Genomic DNA, 15227 nt, shown 5'->3' on the forward strand with positions numbered 1-15227 from the left:
CAAGGCGGCGCCGACTTGTACGGAGCCGCTGATGTGCGGGGCCGCCGGACCCGGACTCAGGCGCAGGCGGCGGTGCGCCCCCAGGCGTGCGAGGCATGGGCGTCGGCCGTCACCTGCACCTGGCTGGCGAGGAAGGAGGGCGCGAGGCCGAAGTAGCGCTGGAAGGTGCGGCTCATGTGGGCCGCGTCGGTGAAGCCGCTGTTGAGCGCCACGTCGGTGAGCTTGCGCGGGCGGGTGAACTGCTGCACCGTGAGGCGCACCTTGGTCCACAGCGCATAGCGCTTGATCGACACGCCCACCTGGGCCGCGAACAGGTGCGTGAGCCGGTCGGGCGACAGGCAGGCCAGGGCCGACAGCTCGCGCAGTTGGATCTGGCCCGCGTGGCTGCGGATGGCCTCGATCACGCGCGTCACGCGCGGGTCGATGCGCGCGGCGAGCAGCGGGCTTTCGGTGATCGACGCGATCATGCCGTTGCTCAGCGCCTGCACCCGCTCATCGGGCAGGGCGCCGTACTGCACCGGTTCGAAGTCGTCGCGCAGGCGGCCGAAGCGGCGCGCATCCAGCGGCTGGATGCCCTGGCCGCCCATGCGCGTGGCGAGCATGCGGTAGGCGTTGCCGGCCGGGTCGAGGTTGAGCGACAGCAGGCCGCAGCCTTCGACGTCGAGCCGGCGCGAGACGTGCGGCGCGATCAGCGCGGCGGTGCAGCGCACGCGCGTGCCGTCGATGCCTTCCAGCGTGAAGGGGTGTCCGCTCACCGAGGCCAGCAGGGTGGCCGACGAGCGCGCCGTCAGGCCCGAATGGATGGCCGGCGTGACGTAGAGAAAGCTGTCGTCCCACAGGTGCAGGAAGTTCGGGGGTGTGCCCATCCTCGTGACTCTTGTCTTGTTGTGTTGTCTCCAGCGGCGATCGTAGGGCAAGGCTGCCCGGTCGCTCAGAGGGATTCCACGCAGGCCGCCAGCGCTGCGGCTACTCGATGTGCGCGGGCAGCTCGACCGTGGCGCGCAGCCCCGGCGCGGCGTCGGCCAGGTCGAGCCGGCCGCCGTGCAGCGCGATCACGGCCTGCACGCTGGCTAGGCCCAGGCCGTGGCCGGGCAGCCGGCGGTCCAGCCGATGGAAGCGCTGGCCGATGCGCGGCAGCTCGGCCGCGGGGATGCCGGGGCCGTCGTCCTGCACCGTGAGCAGCGCCAGGCCGTGCGCGGTGCGGGTGCCGATGCGCACGGTGGCGCCGGTGCCCGCGTACTTGAGCGCGTTGTCCACCAGGTTCGCGACCGCGCCGGCCAGCAGGTCGCGGTCGCCCAGCACCGTGGCCGGGTCGGCGGGCTCGCGCCGCAGCGTCGCGCCCTGCGCCTCGGCCACCGCGTCGTAGAGCTCCATCACGTCGTCGGCGATGCGCTGCAGGTCGACCGGGCCGAAGTGCTGGCGCCGCGCGCCGGCCTCGGCCTCGGCGATCTGCAGCAGCTTCTCGAACACCAGCGTGAGCTCTTCCACTTCCTGCATCGCCGCGGCGATGGCCAGCGAGCGTTCCTGCGGCGAGGCCTGGTCGCGCTGGGCTGCATGCAGCCGCGCGAGGATGCGCATCAGCGGCGTGCGCAGGTTGTGCGCGATGGTGTTCGACACGTGGCGCACGCCGTCCATCAGCGACTGGATGCGGTCGAGCATGGCGTTGATGTCGCGGCTCAGCAGCGCGAACTCGTCGTCCTCGGGACCGATCGCCACGCGCTCCTCCAGTTCGCCCGCCGCGATGCGCGCGGCCGTGCGGCGCACGTTGCCCACGCTGCGCTCGAGCTCCTGGCGGAACACGAAGGTGCCGCCGATCAGCAGCAGCACCGCCACGATGCCGGCCGCCGCGCTGGCGCTGGCGATCAGCGATTCGATGGCCTCCTGGTCGCGCAGGTCGTGGCCCACCACCAGCATGCCGCCGTCGGGCAGCTCGCGAGCCAGCAGGTAGCCGGTCACCAGCCGGTCCGCGCGCCGCACGCGCCGCTGCGAAGGGCCGCCGGCGAAGGGCGCGCCCTCGGGGGCGGCATCGAGGTTGCCGGCCATCACGCGGCCGTCGGGGTCGGCCAGCAGGTAGATCTCGTTGTCCGAGTCCCGGCCATCGCCCAGCGAGCGCGCGATCTCCGCCGCCACGGCCGCATAGCCGCCGTCGGCGAAGCGGGATTCGAGCTGCTGGGTGGCGCCCGTGACCTGGCGCGCCATGCGCTGGTGCAGCACGCCCACGGTCTGCAGGTAGACGATGGCCAGCGCGGCCAGCATGGTGATGGCCACCAGCAGGCCGTAGTAGAAGGCCAGCCGGAAGCCGACCGAACGCCACAGCCGCTGCAGGCCCGCGATCATTCGCCGGAAGAAGCCGAGGCCGCCGGCTCGACGCCCATGCGGTAGCCGATGCCGCGCACGGTATGGATCAGCGCGGCAGCGCCCGGCGTGTCGAGCTTGCCGCGCAGCCGGCTGACCTGCACGTCGATCACGTTGGTCTGGGGGTCGAACTGGTAGTCCCACACCGCCTCGAGCAGCATGGTGCGCGTGAGCACCTGGCCCGGATGCATCATCAGGAAGGCCAGCAGCCGGAACTCGCGCGGCTGCAGCGCGATGGGCCGGCCCGCGCGCTCGACGTGGCGGGTGGTGAAGTCCAGCTTCACGTCGGCCAGCTGCAGCGTGCGGATCTCGGGCGCGGTGCGCGAGCGCCGCACCAGCGCCTCGGCGCGCGCCGAGAGTTCGGAAAAGGCGAAGGGCTTGGCCAGGTAGTCGTCGCTGCCGGCCTTGAGGCCGCGCACCCGTTCGTCGAGCGCGCTCAGCGCGCTGAGCACCAGCACCGGCGTCTTCTTGCCCAGGCCGCGCAGGGTGGCCAGGATCGACAGGCCATCGACCTCGTTGGGCAGCATGCGGTCGAGGATCACCAGGTCCCAGCTCTCGCCGGTGACGCGGGCCAGCGCCTCGCCGCCGTCGCGCGCGATCACCGCCACATGGCCCAGCGCGCGGAAGCCGTCGGCGATGTAGCGGGCGTTGTCGGCGTCGTCCTCGACGATGAGGCAGCGCCACATGGGCGTGGCCGCGCTCATCGAACGCGCTCCGTGCGAACCGCCTCGCTCATGCCGTCTCGGCCCCTTCGATCAGGAAGCGCACGCGGCGCACGCCCTGCCACTCGTCGGCATCGAGGCGGAAGGCCAGCAGCACCCTGGGCGGCAGCGGCTCGGTGTGGCCGAACCAGATGCCGTCGACCGGCTTGCCCTGGTGCTTGAGCCGCACCGCCAGGTGCTTCTCGGCCACCAGGCGCTGCGAGATCACCTCGACCTCCTCGCTGAAGGTCGGCGGCGCGAAGCCCTGGCCCCAGACTTCGCGGTGCAGCGTGTCGACCAGGTCGACGCGCATGTACTCGGCCGCGATCGGGCCGTCGGTGTCGAGCCGGCGCGTGAGCGAGGCCGCATCGAGCCATTCGAGCGCGACCTGGGCCAGCGCGCGCTCGAACACCGCGAACTGCGTGCGCTCGACCGTGCAGCCCGCGGCCATCGCATGGCCGCCGAAGCGCAGCAGCACGCCCGGGTGCCGCTTGGCCACCAGGTCGAGCGCGTCGCGCAGGTGGAAGCCCGGGATCGAGCGGCCCGAGCCCTTGAGCTCGTGTTCCTTGCCCGGCGCGCCGCTGGCCGCGAACACGAAGGTCGGCCGGTGGAAGCGGTCCTTGATGCGCGAGGCCACGATGCCGACCACGCCTTCGTGGAACGCGGCGTCGAACACGCTGATGGCGGCCGGCATCGCCTCCTGGCCCTCGCCGTCGGTGTCGAACAGCGACTCGGCCAAGAGCAATGCCTGGTCGCGCATGCCGCCCTCGATGTCGCGCCGCTCGCGGTTGATGCCGTCGAGCATGCGCGCGAGTTCGTCGGCCCGGCCGGCGTCGTCGGTCAGCAGGCACTCGATGCCCAGCGTCATGTCGGCCAGCCGGCCCGCGGCGTTGATGCGCGGGCCGAGCGCGAAGCCGAAGTCGAAGGTGGTCGCGACCGGCGCCTTGCGGCCGGCGGCGGTGAACAGCGCGGCGATGCCCGCGGGCAAGGCGCCCGCGCGGATGCGGCGCAGGCCCTGCGCCACCAGCCGGCGGTTGTTGGCGTCGAGCTTGACCACGTCGGCGACCGTGCCCAGCGCGACCAGCGGCAGCAGCACGTCGAGCTTCGGTTGGCTGGCCGCATCGAACACGCCACGGTTCCTCAGCTCGGAACGCAGCGCCATCAGCACATAGAACATCACGCCGACCCCGGCGATGCTCTTGCTCTCGAATTCGCAGCCGGGCTGGTTTGGGTTGACCAGCACGTCGGCCTCGGGCAGCACTGGGCCGGGCAGGTGGTGGTCGGTCACCAGCACGGCCAGGCCGCGCGCCTTGGCGGTGGCCACGCCCTCGACGCTGGCGATGCCGTTGTCGACGGTGATCAGCATGTCGGCGCCGCTCGCGGCCACACGCTCGGCGATCGGCGGCGTCAGGCCGTAGCCGTCGACCACGCGGTCGGGCACCAGGTAGCTCACCTGCTTCGCGCCCAGCAGCCGGAGGCCGCGCACGGCCACGGCGCAGGCGGTGGCGCCGTCGCAGTCGTAGTCGGCCACGATGCACAGGCGCTTGTCGTCGCGGATCGCGTCGGCCAGCAGCACGGCCGCTTCGTGCGTGCCCTTGAGCGTGGCCGGTGGCAGCAGCCGCGCCAGGCCGTCGTCGAGTTCTTCCTTGCCGAGCACGCCGCGGGCCGCGTAGAGGCGGGCCAGCAGCGGATGCACGCCCGCCTGTTCCAGTGCCCAGACGCTGCGTGGCGGGATGTCGCGCGCGATGATCTTCATCACAGCGAGGCGAGCACGGTGGTGGCCTGGGTGCGGTTGAGCAGGTTCTTGAACCAGCCCAGCGGGCCGCGGGGCTGCACGCCGAACTGCCGCGCGCTGCGGTCGCCGCACAGCGTGAGTTGCACCGCCGTGCCCTGGCGGTAGGCGGCCAGCAGTTCGGCGACGGGGCCGGCGTCGAGTGCCTGCCAGGCCGCGGTCCAGGCCAGCGCGTCGTCGCGCAGGGCCGGGGTGCGCAGGGAGGTGTCGACCGTCGGCCCTTCGGCGGCCGAGGGGGCCGTGCCCAGCACGCCGGTGCCGCTGAGCCAGAAGGAGTTGATCGGCGGCACGCCGCGCGCGATGCGCTCGTCGTTCACGCGCTGGGTGTAGAGCAGCATCTGCATCTCGTTCTGCAGCTTGCGCAGCGGCTTGAGCGCATCGGTCAGCGGCGCCCATTCGGAGATCGGCCGGCCGGCCGCGCGGTCCACCGAGGCGCTGGGCAGGCTGCGGAACATCTCGCCGCGCGCCAGCCAGCGGCCGGGCGCGCCCGAGCGGCGCAGCACGATGCCGTCTTCCTGGAAGAAGGGCCGGGCCGCTTCGAGCAGCGCCTGCGATTCGGCCTCGTCGATCGCCATGTCGGCCGGGTCGTCGAGCACCACCTCGTCGATCGCGACCTCCCAGTGGCACAGCGTGAACACGCCCCAGGGCTCGTTCGAGCCGGCGCGCGACAGGCCGGTCCGCTGCGCCTCGCGCGCGGCCCAGGGGAGCAGGCCGTCGGCGCCCTCGAGGCCGAGCGCGCGGCCCAGCGCCCGCTCGTGCGGGGGCGAGAGCGTGGTGTCGGGCTGGGTGTCGTCGTGCAGCACCGCGAGCCGGGTCAGCAGCGCGTCGAGGTTGGGCAGCTGCAGACGGGAGAGCACCGCCTGGCAGGCCGGGGTGCGGCGGCCGGCGAAGGGGATCAGCAGATGCATCGGGGAAGAGGGGTGGGCCATGGGGGCATATTGTCGCGGTGCGGCCGCCAGGTCCGGACGGGATGCCACAATTCCGCCATGTCGCACCCCCTCGCCCCGCACGCCGTGCCGACGCCGCTCCTCACGGCAGCCCGGCCCCACGCCTGATATGCCCCTTCCCTACGAACTGCAACTGGGCTGGCGCTACACCCGCGCCGGCCGCGCGACCCGGCGCAACGGCTTCATCTCCTTCATCTCCGGTGTCTCGATGCTCGGCATCGGCCTGGGCGTGGCGGCGCTGATCATCGTGCTGTCGGTGATGAACGGCTTCCAGAAGGAGGTGCGCGACCGCATGCTGGGCGTGGTCTCGCACATCGAGATCTTCTCGCGCGACGGCCAGGCGCTGCAGGACATCGGGCCCATCATGGCCGAGGCGCGCAAGAACCCGCAGGTGATCGGCGTGGCGCCCTTCATCGCGACCCAGGCGCTGATCGCGCGCGGCGAGGACATGAAGGGCGCGCTGGTGCGCGGCATCGAACCCAAGCTCGAGCCCGAGGTGACCGACATCGCGACCACCGCCCAGAAGGGCGCGCTCGAGAAGCTGGTGCCGGGCGAGTTCGGCATCGTGCTGGGCGGCGAGCTGGCGCGCTCGCTGTTCGTGCGCCCCGGCGACCAGGTCACGCTGGTGGCGCCGGGCGGCCAGGTCACGCCGGCCGGCGTGGTGCCGCGGCTCAAGCAGTTCACCGTGGTCGGCACCTTCGATTCGGGCCACTACGAATACGACTCGGCGCTGGCCATGATCCACGAGCAGGACGCGGCGCGCGTGTTCCGGCTCGAGGGGCCCAGCGGCGTGCGCCTGAAGCTCAAGGACCTGAACCAGGCGCGCGAGGTGGCCGACCAGCTGGCCGCGACGCTGCCGGGCAGCTTCCTGATCCGCGACTGGACGCGCCAGAACAAGACCTGGTTCGCCGCGGTGCAGGTCGAGAAACGCATGATGTTCATCATCCTCACGCTGATCGTGGCGGTGGCCGCGTTCAACCTGGTGTCGACGCTGGTCATGACCGTGACCGACAAGCGCGCCGACATCGCGATCCTGCGCACGCTGGGCGCCAGCCCTAAAAGCATCATGGGCATCTTCGTGGTGCAGGGCGCGATGGTGGGCGTGATGGGCACGCTCGGCGGGCTGCTGCTGGGCCTGGGCATCGCCTACAACATCGACGTGATCGTGCCGGCGCTGGAGCGCCTGTTCCACGCGAGCTTCCTGCCCAAGGACATCTACCTGATCAGCCGCATGCCCAGCGACCCGCAGCAGTCGGACATCCTGCCGATCACGCTGATCTCCCTCGCGCTCGCCTTCGTGGCGACGCTGTACCCGAGCTGGCGCGCCAGCCGCGTCAATCCCGCCGAAGCCCTGCGCTATGAATGACATGACCACGCCCCTCGAAGGCTTGTCCCCGCAGGTCCGCCCCGCCGCCAAGGTCGTGCTCAAGGTCCGCGGCCTGACCAAGCGCTTCCAGGAAGGCCGGATCGACCTCACGGTGCTGCACGGCGTCGACCTCGACGTGCATGCGGGCGAGACGCTGGCCATCGTCGGTGCCTCGGGCTCGGGCAAGAGCACGATGCTGCACCTGATGGGCGGCCTCGATGCGCCGAGCGCGGGCAGTGTCGAACTGCACGGCCAGAACATCGCGCACGCCGACGCGGCCGCGCAGGGCCGGCTGCGCAACAAGCACCTGGGCTTCGTCTACCAGTTCCACCACCTGCTGCCGGAGTTCAGCGCGCTCGACAACGTCGGCATGCCGCTGCGCATCCGCCGCGCGCCGCCGGCCGAGACGGTCGAGACCGCGACCCGCATGCTGACCGCCGTCGGCCTGGGCGAGCGGCTGCACCACCGGCCGGCCGAGCTGTCGGGCGGCGAGCGCCAGCGCGTGGCGATCGCGCGCGCGCTGGTCACGCAGCCCGACTGCGTGCTGGCCGACGAGCCCACCGGCAACCTCGACCGCGCCACCGCCGACGGCGTGTTCGCGCTGATGATCGAGCTGGCCCGCAGGAACGGCACCGCCTTCGTGATGGTCACGCACGACGAGGCCCTGGCCCGGCGCTGCGACCGCGTGCTGCGGCTGGTGGCGGGGCGGCTGGCCTGAGCCGGCGCCCCGGGCCCGGTCAGGCCTTGGGCTTGTAGGCCACCACGTCGATCTCGACCTTGGCATCGACCATCAGGCGCGCCTCGGTGGTCGAGCGCGCCGGGCGGTCGGCACCGAAGTAGCTCATGTAGACGCGGTTGAACGCACCGAAGTCGCGCGCGTCGTGCAGCCAGCAGGTGGTCTTGCAGACGTCGTCGAGCGTCGCGCCGGCCAGCGCGAGCACGGTCTTGAGGTTCTCCATCACCTGGCGGGTCTGCGCCTCGATGCCGCCGGCCACGATCTCGCCCTCGGCATTGGCCGGCACCTGGCCCGACACATAGATGAAGTCGCCCGCGCGCACGGCCGGGGAGAAAGGGCGGACCTGGCGGTCCGAGGCATTGGGCGGACCGCCCAGAAATTCGAGAGGCATGGAGGCTCCTGGTGGGTTGTGATTGAAATTCTATTTCAACCAATCGCGCAGTACATAGGGTAAATACGCGTGATTTGGCACGGATGATGCTTCAAAGTCGGCTCGATCTGAAAGTGTTTTTCAAAACCATCGCCCCACGAAGGAGTCTCTCCATGTTCGCAGCCACTTCCAGGCGCGCGCTGTTCGGCGCCGCTTTGCTCGCCGCGCTCTGCGGCGCCGTGCCGGCCCAGGCCCAGGCCCCGCGCACCCACGCCACGCTGGCGATGGTGGCCGAGCCGCAGACGCTCGACCCGATGGCGTCGACCGCCGACCTGGTCGGAACCATCATGCAGCACGTCTACGAGACGCTCTACACCTTCGACGCCAAGTGGAACGTGGTGCCGATGCTGGCCGAGTCGATGCCCAAGGTCTCGGCCGACGGCAAGACGTATGCGATCGCCCTGCGCCGCGGCGTGATGCTGCACAGCGGGCGCGAGCTCACGGCCGACGACGTGGTGGCCAGCCTGCAGCGCTGGATGGCGCAGTCGCCGCGCGGCAAGGCGCTGGGCAACGTGGTCGACAGCCTGGTGGCCAAGGGGCCGCAGGCGATCGAGATCGTCTTGAAGGAGCCCTATGCGCCGCTGCTGTCGCAGCTCGCGCTGCCCAGCGGCATGGCGGCCATCATGGCCAGGGAGTCGATCGCCTCGCCGCTCAAGGACTTCGTCGGCACCGGCCCCTACAAATTCAAGGAGCGCAAGCCCGACCAGTACGTGCTGCTCGCGCGCTTCGAGCAGTACAGCGCGCGCAAGGAGCCGGCGAACGGCTACGGCGGCAAGCGCGAGGCCCTGATCGAGGAGCTGCGCTTCGTGCCCGTGCCCAACGCCAGCACCCGCGTCGAGGGTTCGCTGGCCGGCCAGTACGACTTCGCCGACCTGCTGCCCACCGAGGCCCTGCCGCGGCTGGAGAAGGCCGCGGGCAAGACGGTGCCGGTCATGACGCCGGCCTTCGGCTTCCCCTACCTGGTGTTCAACACCAAGGAAGGCGTGGCCGCCAGCCAGGCCGTGCGCCAGGCCATCCAGATTGCGCTGGGCGAGGGCGAGATGCTGGCCGCGGGCTTCGGCGACACGCGCTTCTTCGTGGCCGAGGGCAACCACTTCCCCAAGGGCTCGCCTTTCTATTCGACCGGCGGCACCGAGCAGTACAACCAGCGCAACGCGCCCAAGGCCAAGGAAGCCGCCGCCAAGGCCGGCTACAAGGGCGAGCCGATCCGCGTGCTGACCAGCCGCCAGTACGACTTCCACTACAACATGGCGCTGCTGATGGCCGAGCAGCTCAAGCGCGCCGGCTTCAAGGTCGAGCTCAACGTGGTCGACTGGGCCACGCTGGTGCAGCGCCGCAACGACGCCAAGCTGTGGGACATCTACGTCACCCATTCGGGCCAGTTCCCCGAGCCGATGCTCTCGCCGCCGCAGCTGGGCGACGGCGCGCCGGGCTGGTGGGACACGCCGGCCAAGAAGGCCGCGCTGCAGGCCTTCAACACCGCCAGCGACCCCGCCAGGCGCGGCGCGCTGTGGGGCAAGGTGCAGGAGGTCGTCTACACCGAGGTGCCCTACGTGAACGTGGGCAAGTTCAACGGGCTGTCGGCCAAGAGCCCGGCGCTCGACAACTACCAGCCGGCCACCTGGCCCTACTTCTGGAACGCGAAGATCAAGTAGGCGGTGCCAGCCATGTTGCGTTTTCTGGCGACCCGCTTCGCGGGCATGCTGGTGGTGCTGGCCATCGTCGCGGTGCTGGTCTTCGTGCTCACGCGCGCGGCGTCCGGCGACCCGGTGTCGGTGCTGCTGGGCGACCAGGCGACCGCGGCCGACATCGCCCGCGTGCAGAAGGAGTACGGCCTCGACAAGCCGCTGCCGGTGCAGTTCGGCTACTGGCTGCGCGAGGTGCTGCAGGGCAACCTGGGCCAGTCGATCTTCCTGCAGCGGCCGGTGGCGCAGGCGCTGCTGGAGCGGGCCGAGCCGACCACGCTGCTGTCGCTGATGGCGGTGGCCATCGCGGCGCTGATCGGGCTGCCCTGCGGCATCGTCTCGGCGGTGCTGCGCGGCAGCTGGATCGACCAGCTCTTCACCGGCGTCGCGATGCTGGGCGCCAGCATCCCGAGCTTCTGGTTCGGCATCGTGCTGATCCAGCTCTTCGCGGTGTCGCTGGGCTGGTTCCCGGTCTCGGGCTACGGCGCGCCGGACGCGGCTTTCGGCGAGCGCCTGCATGCGCTGATGCTGCCGGCCACCGTGCTGGGCATCCTGAACTCCGCGCTGATCATCCGCTTCACGCGCGCCTCGATGCTCGACGTGCTGGGCGAGGACTACGTGCGCACCGCGCGCTCCAAGGGCCTGTCGGAGACCGTGGTGGTGCTCAAGCATGCGCTGCGCAATGCGCTGGTGCCGATCGTCACGGTGCTGGGCCTCACGGCGGCGCTGATGATCGGCGGCGCGGTGGTGACCGAGACGGTGTTCGGCCTGCCGGGCGTGGGCAGCCTGGTGGTGAATGCGGTGCTGCGGCGCGACTACCCGGTGATCCAGGGCGCGCTGCTGGTGATCGCCGGCATCTACGTGCTCATCAACTTTTCGATCGACCTGCTGTACGCGGTGGTCGACCCGCGGGTGAAGGTATGACGACGATCCGTCTTCCCCGGATGCTGCGGCAGCTGATGCACCGCCGCATCGTGATGGTCTCGGCGCTGGTGCTGCTGGTGATCGCGGTGCTGGCCATCGGCGCGCCGCTGTTCGCCGGCGCCGACCCCAACGACACGGCGGTGCTCGAGCGCCTGAAGCCGCCCAGCGCCCAGCACCTGCTGGGCACCGACGAGCTGGGCCGCGACATGTACGCGCGCATCGTGCACGGCGCGCGCTATTCGCTGTCGATCGCGGCGCTCACCGCGCTGGGCTCGGTGCTGTTCGGCACGCTGATCGGGCTGGTGGCCGGCTTCTTCCGCCGGCTCGACGCGCCGCTGATGCGCGTGGTCGACGCCATGATGTCCTTCCCGGACATCCTGCTGGCCATCGCGCTGGTGGCGATCCTCGGCGCCTCGCTGGCCAACGTGGTGCTGGCGCTGGTGCTGGTCTACACGCCGCGCGTGGCGCGGGTGGTGCGGGCCTCGACGCTGGTGGTGCGCGAGCTGCTGTTCATCGAGGCGGTGCGCGCGCTGGGCGTGCGCACCTCGCGCATCCTGTGGCGCCACGTGCTGCCCAACCTGCTGTCGCCGATCCTGGTGCAGGTGTCCTTCATCTTCGCCTACGCGATCCTCGCCGAAGCGGGCCTGTCCTTCCTCGGCGTCGGCATGCCGCCCGAGATCCCGACCTGGGGCACGATGGTCGCGGGCAGCCAGCAGTACGCCGATCGCGCCTTCTGGGTGGTGCTGTTCCCGGGGCTGGCGATCATCCTCACGGCGCTCTCGCTGCAGGTGCTGGGCGACGGCGTGCGCGACCTGCTCGACCCCAAACTCAAGAAGGCGGCATGAGCATGACGATCACCCCCCGCCTCACGGTCAAGCACCTGAGCACCAGCTTTCCCACCGAAGACGGCTTGGTCCGATCGGTGGCCGACGTGAGCTTCTCGATCCTGCCCGGCCAGACCACGGCGCTGGTCGGCGAGTCGGGCTCGGGCAAGTCGGTCACCAGCCTCACGCTGATGCGCCTGCTGCCCAAGACCGCCAACGCGCAGGTCGATGGCCAGACCGCCTTCGTCACGCGCGAAGGCAACACCGTCGACCTGCTGGCGCTCGGCGAACGCGAGATGCGCTCGCTGCGCGGCAACCAGCTGTCGATGATCTTCCAGGAGCCGATGACCAGCCTGAACCCGGTGTTCCGCATCGGCGAGCAGATCGCCGAGAGCGTGCGCCTGCACAAGGGCCTGGACCGCCAGGCCGCGCTGGCCCATGCCCTGCGCATGCTCGACCTGGTCGAGATCCCGGCCGCGGCCCAGCGCCTGCACGAGTACCCGCACCAGCTCTCGGGCGGCATGCGGCAGCGCGTGATGATCGCGCTGGCCATGGCCTGCGACCCGACGCTGCTGATCGCGGACGAGCCCACCACCGCGCTCGACGTGACCATCCAGGCGCAGATCCTCGCGCTGATGCGCCGGCTGCAGGCCGAGACCGGCATGAGCATCCTGTTCATCACGCACAACCTCGGCGTGGTCGCGCACCATGCCGACGACGTGGTCGTGATGTACGCGGGCCGGGTGGTCGAGCACGCGCCCGTGCGGCCGCTGTTCGCGCAGCCCGCGCACCCCTACACCCAGGGCCTGCTGGCCTGCCTGCCCGGCAAGGCTGCGGCGGCCGGGCAGCCGCGGCCCAAGCGGCTGTTCGCGATCCGCGGCCAGGTCTCGAGCCCGCTGGCGCCGCCGCCGGGCTGCGCCTTCGAGCCGCGCTGCGACCAGGCGATGCCCGCCTGCAGCGCCGCGATGCCGCCGCTGTGCGAGACGCAGCAGGACCGAGAAGCCCGCTGCATCCGCGTGCAGCCGGCCCCGTCTTGCGCCCTCCCCTCCCGGGAGAGGGCGGGGGTGGGGGCACCGGACGCTTCCATGGGCGCGGCTTCATCCACCGCCGGGCGCCCCCATCCCAACCCTCCCCCGAAGGGGGAGGGAGTCCACACCCAGCACCCACGATGACCACCGCCACCCCCCTCATCGAAGTCCGCGGACTCAAGAAGTACTTCGGCTCTGGCGCGCGCCCGGTGCGCGCCGTCGACGACGTCTCCTTCGCGATCCGTCCCGGCGAGACCCTGGGCCTGGTGGGCGAATCGGGCTCGGGCAAGAGCACCATCGGGCGCACCGTGCTGCGGCTGGTGGAGCGCACCGACGGCGCGGTCTTCTACCGCGGCGAGGACATCGGGACCTTCTCCGGCGAACGCTTGCGCAAGCTGCGCGGCAAGCTGCAGATCATCTTCCAGGACCCGTACGCGAGCCTGAACCCCAAGATGCGCATCGGCGCGATCCTGGGCGAGGCGCTGTCCACCCACGGCCTGCACAAGGGCGCCGCGGCGCGCGATGCGCGCATCGCCGAGCTGCTGGAGACCGTGGGCCTGCGGCCCGAGCACGCCAGCCGTTTCCCGCATGAGTTCTCGGGCGGCCAGCGCCAGCGCATCGGCGTGGCGCGCGCGCTCGCGGTCGAGCCCGAGTTCATCGTGGCGGACGAACCGCTGTCGGCGCTCGATGTCTCGATCCAGGCCCAGGTGATCAACCTGCTGGCCGACCTGCGCGAGCGGCTGTCGCTGACCATGCTGTTCATCTCGCACGACCTCGACGTGGTCGAGTACCTGTGCGACCGCGTGGTGGTGCTGTACCTCGGCAAGGTGATGGAGGTGGCGAGCACGGCCGAACTGTTCGCGCGGCCCACGCACCCCTACACCCAGGCGCTGCTGGCCGCGAGCCCCAAGCCCGACCCGCTGCAGCCGACGCAGCATGTCGCGCTCCAGGGCGACATCCCGAGCCCGATCGCGCCGCCCTCGGGCTGCGTGTTCCGCACGCGCTGCCCGCATGCGATCGAGGCCTGCGCGCAGACCGTGCCGCCGCTGCGCGAGATCTCGCCCGGGCATCATCGCGCCTGCCTCCGCGCCGATCTGCTGGCGCACACCGCCGAAGGACGCCTTCCATGACCTCTCACCCGACCGACCCCGAATTCCTCGACCCGCTGCTCGACGGCCGCTACAAGGGCTACCCGCGCACCCAGGCCGCGCGCCCGCGCAGCACCGTCGGCGACGCCGGCTGGAACCTGCTGGCCGGCGACCTGCCGCTGCCGCTGGCCGTGCTCCGGCGCGAGGCGCTGGCGCACAACCTGGCCTGGATGCAGGCGCGGGTGGACGCCTGGGGCGTGAGCTTCGCGCCGCACGGCAAGACGACGATGTCGCCGCAGCTGTTCCGGCGCCAGCTCGAGGCCGGTGCCTGGGGCCTGACCTTCGCCACCGTCACGCAGCTGGCGGTGGGCGTGGCCGCCGGCGCGCGGCGCACGCTGATCGCCAACCAGGTGCTGAGCGACGAGGACCTGGGCGGCATCCAGCAACTGCTGCGCGCCCATCCGGGCCTGCGCATCGTGTTCCTGGTCGACTCGCTCGCGCAGCTGTCGCTGATCGACGACTGGGCCGCACGCCATCCGGGCAGCCTGCCCTTCGAGGTGATGGTCGAGATCGGCATCGACGGCGCGCGCACCGGCTGCCGCACCCACGCCCAGGCGGTGGCGCTGGCCGCGGCCGTCAAGGCCAGCGCCGCGCTGCGGCTGGTCGGCATCGAATGCTACGAAGGGCAGGGCGCGACCGGCGACAGCGGCCACGACCGCGCCTACACCGACGCGCTGATGGACCGCATCGACGCCGTCGCGCGCGAGGCCGTCGCGAACGACTGGTTCGAAGCCGAGGAGGTGCTGGTCTCGGCCGGCGGCTCGGCCATCTACGACATCGTCTCGGCGCGGCTCGCGCCGGCGCTGGGCCGGCCGGTGCGCGGCGTGCTGCGCTCGGGCTGCTACATCACGCACGACCATGGCACCTACCAGCGCTACCAGCGCTCGGTCGATGCGCGCCTGGGCTGCGAGGCCGGCGAGAGCCTGCGCGCGGCGCTGGAGGTCTGGGCGACGGTCCAGTCGGTGCCCGAGCCCGGGCTGGCGATCGTCGCCATGGGCAAGCGCGACGTGTCCTTCGACCTGTCGATGCCGGTGCCGATCGCGCGCGCCGCGCGCGGCGCCGCCGCCACCGCGCCGGTGCCGCCGGGCTGGACCGTGAGCGGCCTCAACGACCAGCATGCCTACCTGCGCTGGGAGGCCGGCGAAGAAGCGCTGGCGCCAGTGGTGGGCGAGCGCATCGGCTTCGGCATCTCGCATCCCTGCACCACCTTCGACAAATGGCACTGGATGCCGGTGGTCGAGAACGACTACCGCGTGAGCGACGCGGTGGTCATGCACTTCTAGCCATGACG

General features: G+C 71.4%; 14 protein-coding genes. 8 read left to right on the forward strand and 6 right to left on the reverse strand.

From position 1 onward, the window contains the following. Positions 1–56: 56 nt before the first annotated feature. The 5 genes from QTI20_RS12300 to QTI20_RS12320 all read right to left on the reverse strand — a co-directional run bounded on the left by QTI20_RS12300 (position 57) and on the right by QTI20_RS12320 (position 5777). On the reverse strand, positions 57–866 hold the full coding sequence (locus tag QTI20_RS12300) for a helix-turn-helix domain-containing protein (protein ID WP_286551202.1): 810 nt from the start codon (positions 864–866) through the stop codon (positions 57–59). A gap of 100 nt (positions 867–966) precedes the next feature. Beyond that, on the reverse strand, positions 967–2337 hold the full coding sequence (locus QTI20_RS12305; RefSeq protein WP_286551203.1) for a sensor histidine kinase: 1371 nt from the start codon (positions 2335–2337) through the stop codon (positions 967–969). After that, on the reverse strand, positions 2334–3041 hold the full coding sequence (locus tag QTI20_RS12310; RefSeq protein WP_286553388.1) for a response regulator transcription factor: 708 nt from the start codon (positions 3039–3041) through the stop codon (positions 2334–2336). Before QTI20_RS12310 ends, QTI20_RS12305 begins: the two co-directional genes overlap by 4 nt. 46 nt (positions 3042–3087) lie before the next feature. Beyond that, on the reverse strand, positions 3088–4812 hold the full coding sequence (gene recJ, locus QTI20_RS12315; protein ID WP_286551205.1) for a single-stranded-DNA-specific exonuclease RecJ: 1725 nt from the start codon (positions 4810–4812) through the stop codon (positions 3088–3090). Further along, positions 4812–5777 (reverse strand): hypothetical protein, encoded by a 966-nt coding sequence (locus tag QTI20_RS12320; RefSeq protein ID WP_286551207.1) that lies wholly within the window; start codon positions 5775–5777, stop codon positions 4812–4814. Before QTI20_RS12320 ends, recJ begins: the two co-directional genes overlap by 1 nt. 127 nt (positions 5778–5904) lie before the next feature. Here QTI20_RS12320 and QTI20_RS12325 point away from each other — a divergent pair, with 127 nt between their 5' ends. Together QTI20_RS12325 and lolD are read left to right on the forward strand one after the other, a co-directional pair. Further along, complete coding sequence (locus QTI20_RS12325; RefSeq protein ID WP_286551209.1) at positions 5905–7161, forward strand: lipoprotein-releasing ABC transporter permease subunit; 1257 nt, start codon at positions 5905–5907, stop codon at positions 7159–7161. Next, positions 7154–7879, forward strand: coding sequence for a lipoprotein-releasing ABC transporter ATP-binding protein LolD (gene lolD / locus QTI20_RS12330; RefSeq protein ID WP_503011394.1), 726 nt, complete (start codon positions 7154–7156; stop codon positions 7877–7879). The genes QTI20_RS12325 and lolD overlap by 8 nt, the downstream gene beginning before the upstream one ends. A gap of 19 nt (positions 7880–7898) precedes the next feature. On the opposite strand, the gene QTI20_RS12335 is transcribed toward lolD, so the two are convergent. Next, on the reverse strand, positions 7899–8288 hold the full coding sequence (locus QTI20_RS12335; protein WP_286551213.1) for a RidA family protein: 390 nt from the start codon (positions 8286–8288) through the stop codon (positions 7899–7901). Between the two features lie 152 nt (positions 8289–8440). Here QTI20_RS12335 and QTI20_RS12340 point away from each other — a divergent pair, with 152 nt between their 5' ends. The 6 genes from QTI20_RS12340 to QTI20_RS12365 are packed head-to-tail and all read left to right on the forward strand — an operon-like array spanning position 8441 to position 15219. Next, positions 8441–9982: an ABC transporter substrate-binding protein gene (locus QTI20_RS12340; protein ID WP_286551215.1), complete on the forward strand. Its 1542-nt coding sequence runs from the start codon at positions 8441–8443 to the stop codon at positions 9980–9982. A 12-nt stretch (positions 9983–9994) separates the two neighbouring features. Further along, positions 9995–10936, forward strand: a complete 942-nt coding sequence (locus QTI20_RS12345) for an ABC transporter permease (protein WP_183025309.1) — start codon at positions 9995–9997, stop codon at positions 10934–10936. Between the two features lie 5 nt (positions 10937–10941). Further along, a complete protein-coding gene (locus QTI20_RS12350) occupies positions 10942–11781 on the forward strand; it encodes an ABC transporter permease (protein ID WP_183025504.1) in 840 nt (279 codons plus the stop codon). Positions 11782–11783: 2 nt separating this feature from the next. Beyond that, on the forward strand, positions 11784–12932 hold the full coding sequence (locus QTI20_RS12355) for an ABC transporter ATP-binding protein (protein WP_286551216.1): 1149 nt from the start codon (positions 11784–11786) through the stop codon (positions 12930–12932). Continuing rightward, complete coding sequence (locus QTI20_RS12360; RefSeq protein WP_286551217.1) at positions 12929–13918, forward strand: ABC transporter ATP-binding protein; 990 nt, start codon at positions 12929–12931, stop codon at positions 13916–13918. Before QTI20_RS12355 ends, QTI20_RS12360 begins: the two co-directional genes overlap by 4 nt. Then, the gene (locus tag QTI20_RS12365) at positions 13915–15219 is read left to right on the forward strand and encodes an alanine racemase (RefSeq protein ID WP_286551218.1); all 1305 of its coding nucleotides are present in this window, start codon (positions 13915–13917) and stop codon (positions 15217–15219) included. The genes QTI20_RS12360 and QTI20_RS12365 overlap by 4 nt, the downstream gene beginning before the upstream one ends. Positions 15220–15227 lie beyond the last annotated feature (8 nt).

This window comes from Variovorax sp. J2P1-31, assembly GCF_030317215.1.
GTDB lineage: Bacteria > Pseudomonadota > Gammaproteobacteria > Burkholderiales > Burkholderiaceae_C > Variovorax.

What these genes read in the sequence shown, in the direction of transcription:
- QTI20_RS12300 (WP_286551202.1), bottom strand. Translation starts at nt 866, where the DNA reads ATGGGCACACCCCCGAACTTCCTGCACCTGTGGGACGACAGCTTTCTC.
- QTI20_RS12305 (WP_286551203.1), bottom strand. Translation starts at nt 2,337, where the DNA reads ATGATCGCGGGCCTGCAGCGGCTGTGGCGTTCGGTCGGCTTCCGGCTG.
- QTI20_RS12310 (WP_286553388.1), bottom strand. Translation starts at nt 3,041, where the DNA reads ATGTGGCGCTGCCTCATCGTCGAGGACGACGCCGACAACGCCCGCTAC.
- recJ (WP_286551205.1), bottom strand. Translation starts at nt 4,812, where the DNA reads ATGAAGATCATCGCGCGCGACATCCCGCCACGCAGCGTCTGGGCACTG.
- QTI20_RS12320 (WP_286551207.1), bottom strand. Translation starts at nt 5,777, where the DNA reads ATGGCCCACCCCTCTTCCCCGATGCATCTGCTGATCCCCTTCGCCGGC.
- QTI20_RS12325 (WP_286551209.1), top strand. Translation starts at nt 5,905, where the DNA reads ATGCCCCTTCCCTACGAACTGCAACTGGGCTGGCGCTACACCCGCGCC.
- lolD (WP_503011394.1), top strand. Translation starts at nt 7,154, where the DNA reads ATGAATGACATGACCACGCCCCTCGAAGGCTTGTCCCCGCAGGTCCGC.
- QTI20_RS12335 (WP_286551213.1), bottom strand. Translation starts at nt 8,288, where the DNA reads ATGCCTCTCGAATTTCTGGGCGGTCCGCCCAATGCCTCGGACCGCCAG.
- QTI20_RS12340 (WP_286551215.1), top strand. Translation starts at nt 8,441, where the DNA reads ATGTTCGCAGCCACTTCCAGGCGCGCGCTGTTCGGCGCCGCTTTGCTC.
- QTI20_RS12345 (WP_183025309.1), top strand. Translation starts at nt 9,995, where the DNA reads ATGTTGCGTTTTCTGGCGACCCGCTTCGCGGGCATGCTGGTGGTGCTG.
- QTI20_RS12355 (WP_286551216.1), top strand. Translation starts at nt 11,784, where the DNA reads ATGACGATCACCCCCCGCCTCACGGTCAAGCACCTGAGCACCAGCTTT.
- QTI20_RS12360 (WP_286551217.1), top strand. Translation starts at nt 12,929, where the DNA reads ATGACCACCGCCACCCCCCTCATCGAAGTCCGCGGACTCAAGAAGTAC.
- QTI20_RS12365 (WP_286551218.1), top strand. Translation starts at nt 13,915, where the DNA reads ATGACCTCTCACCCGACCGACCCCGAATTCCTCGACCCGCTGCTCGAC.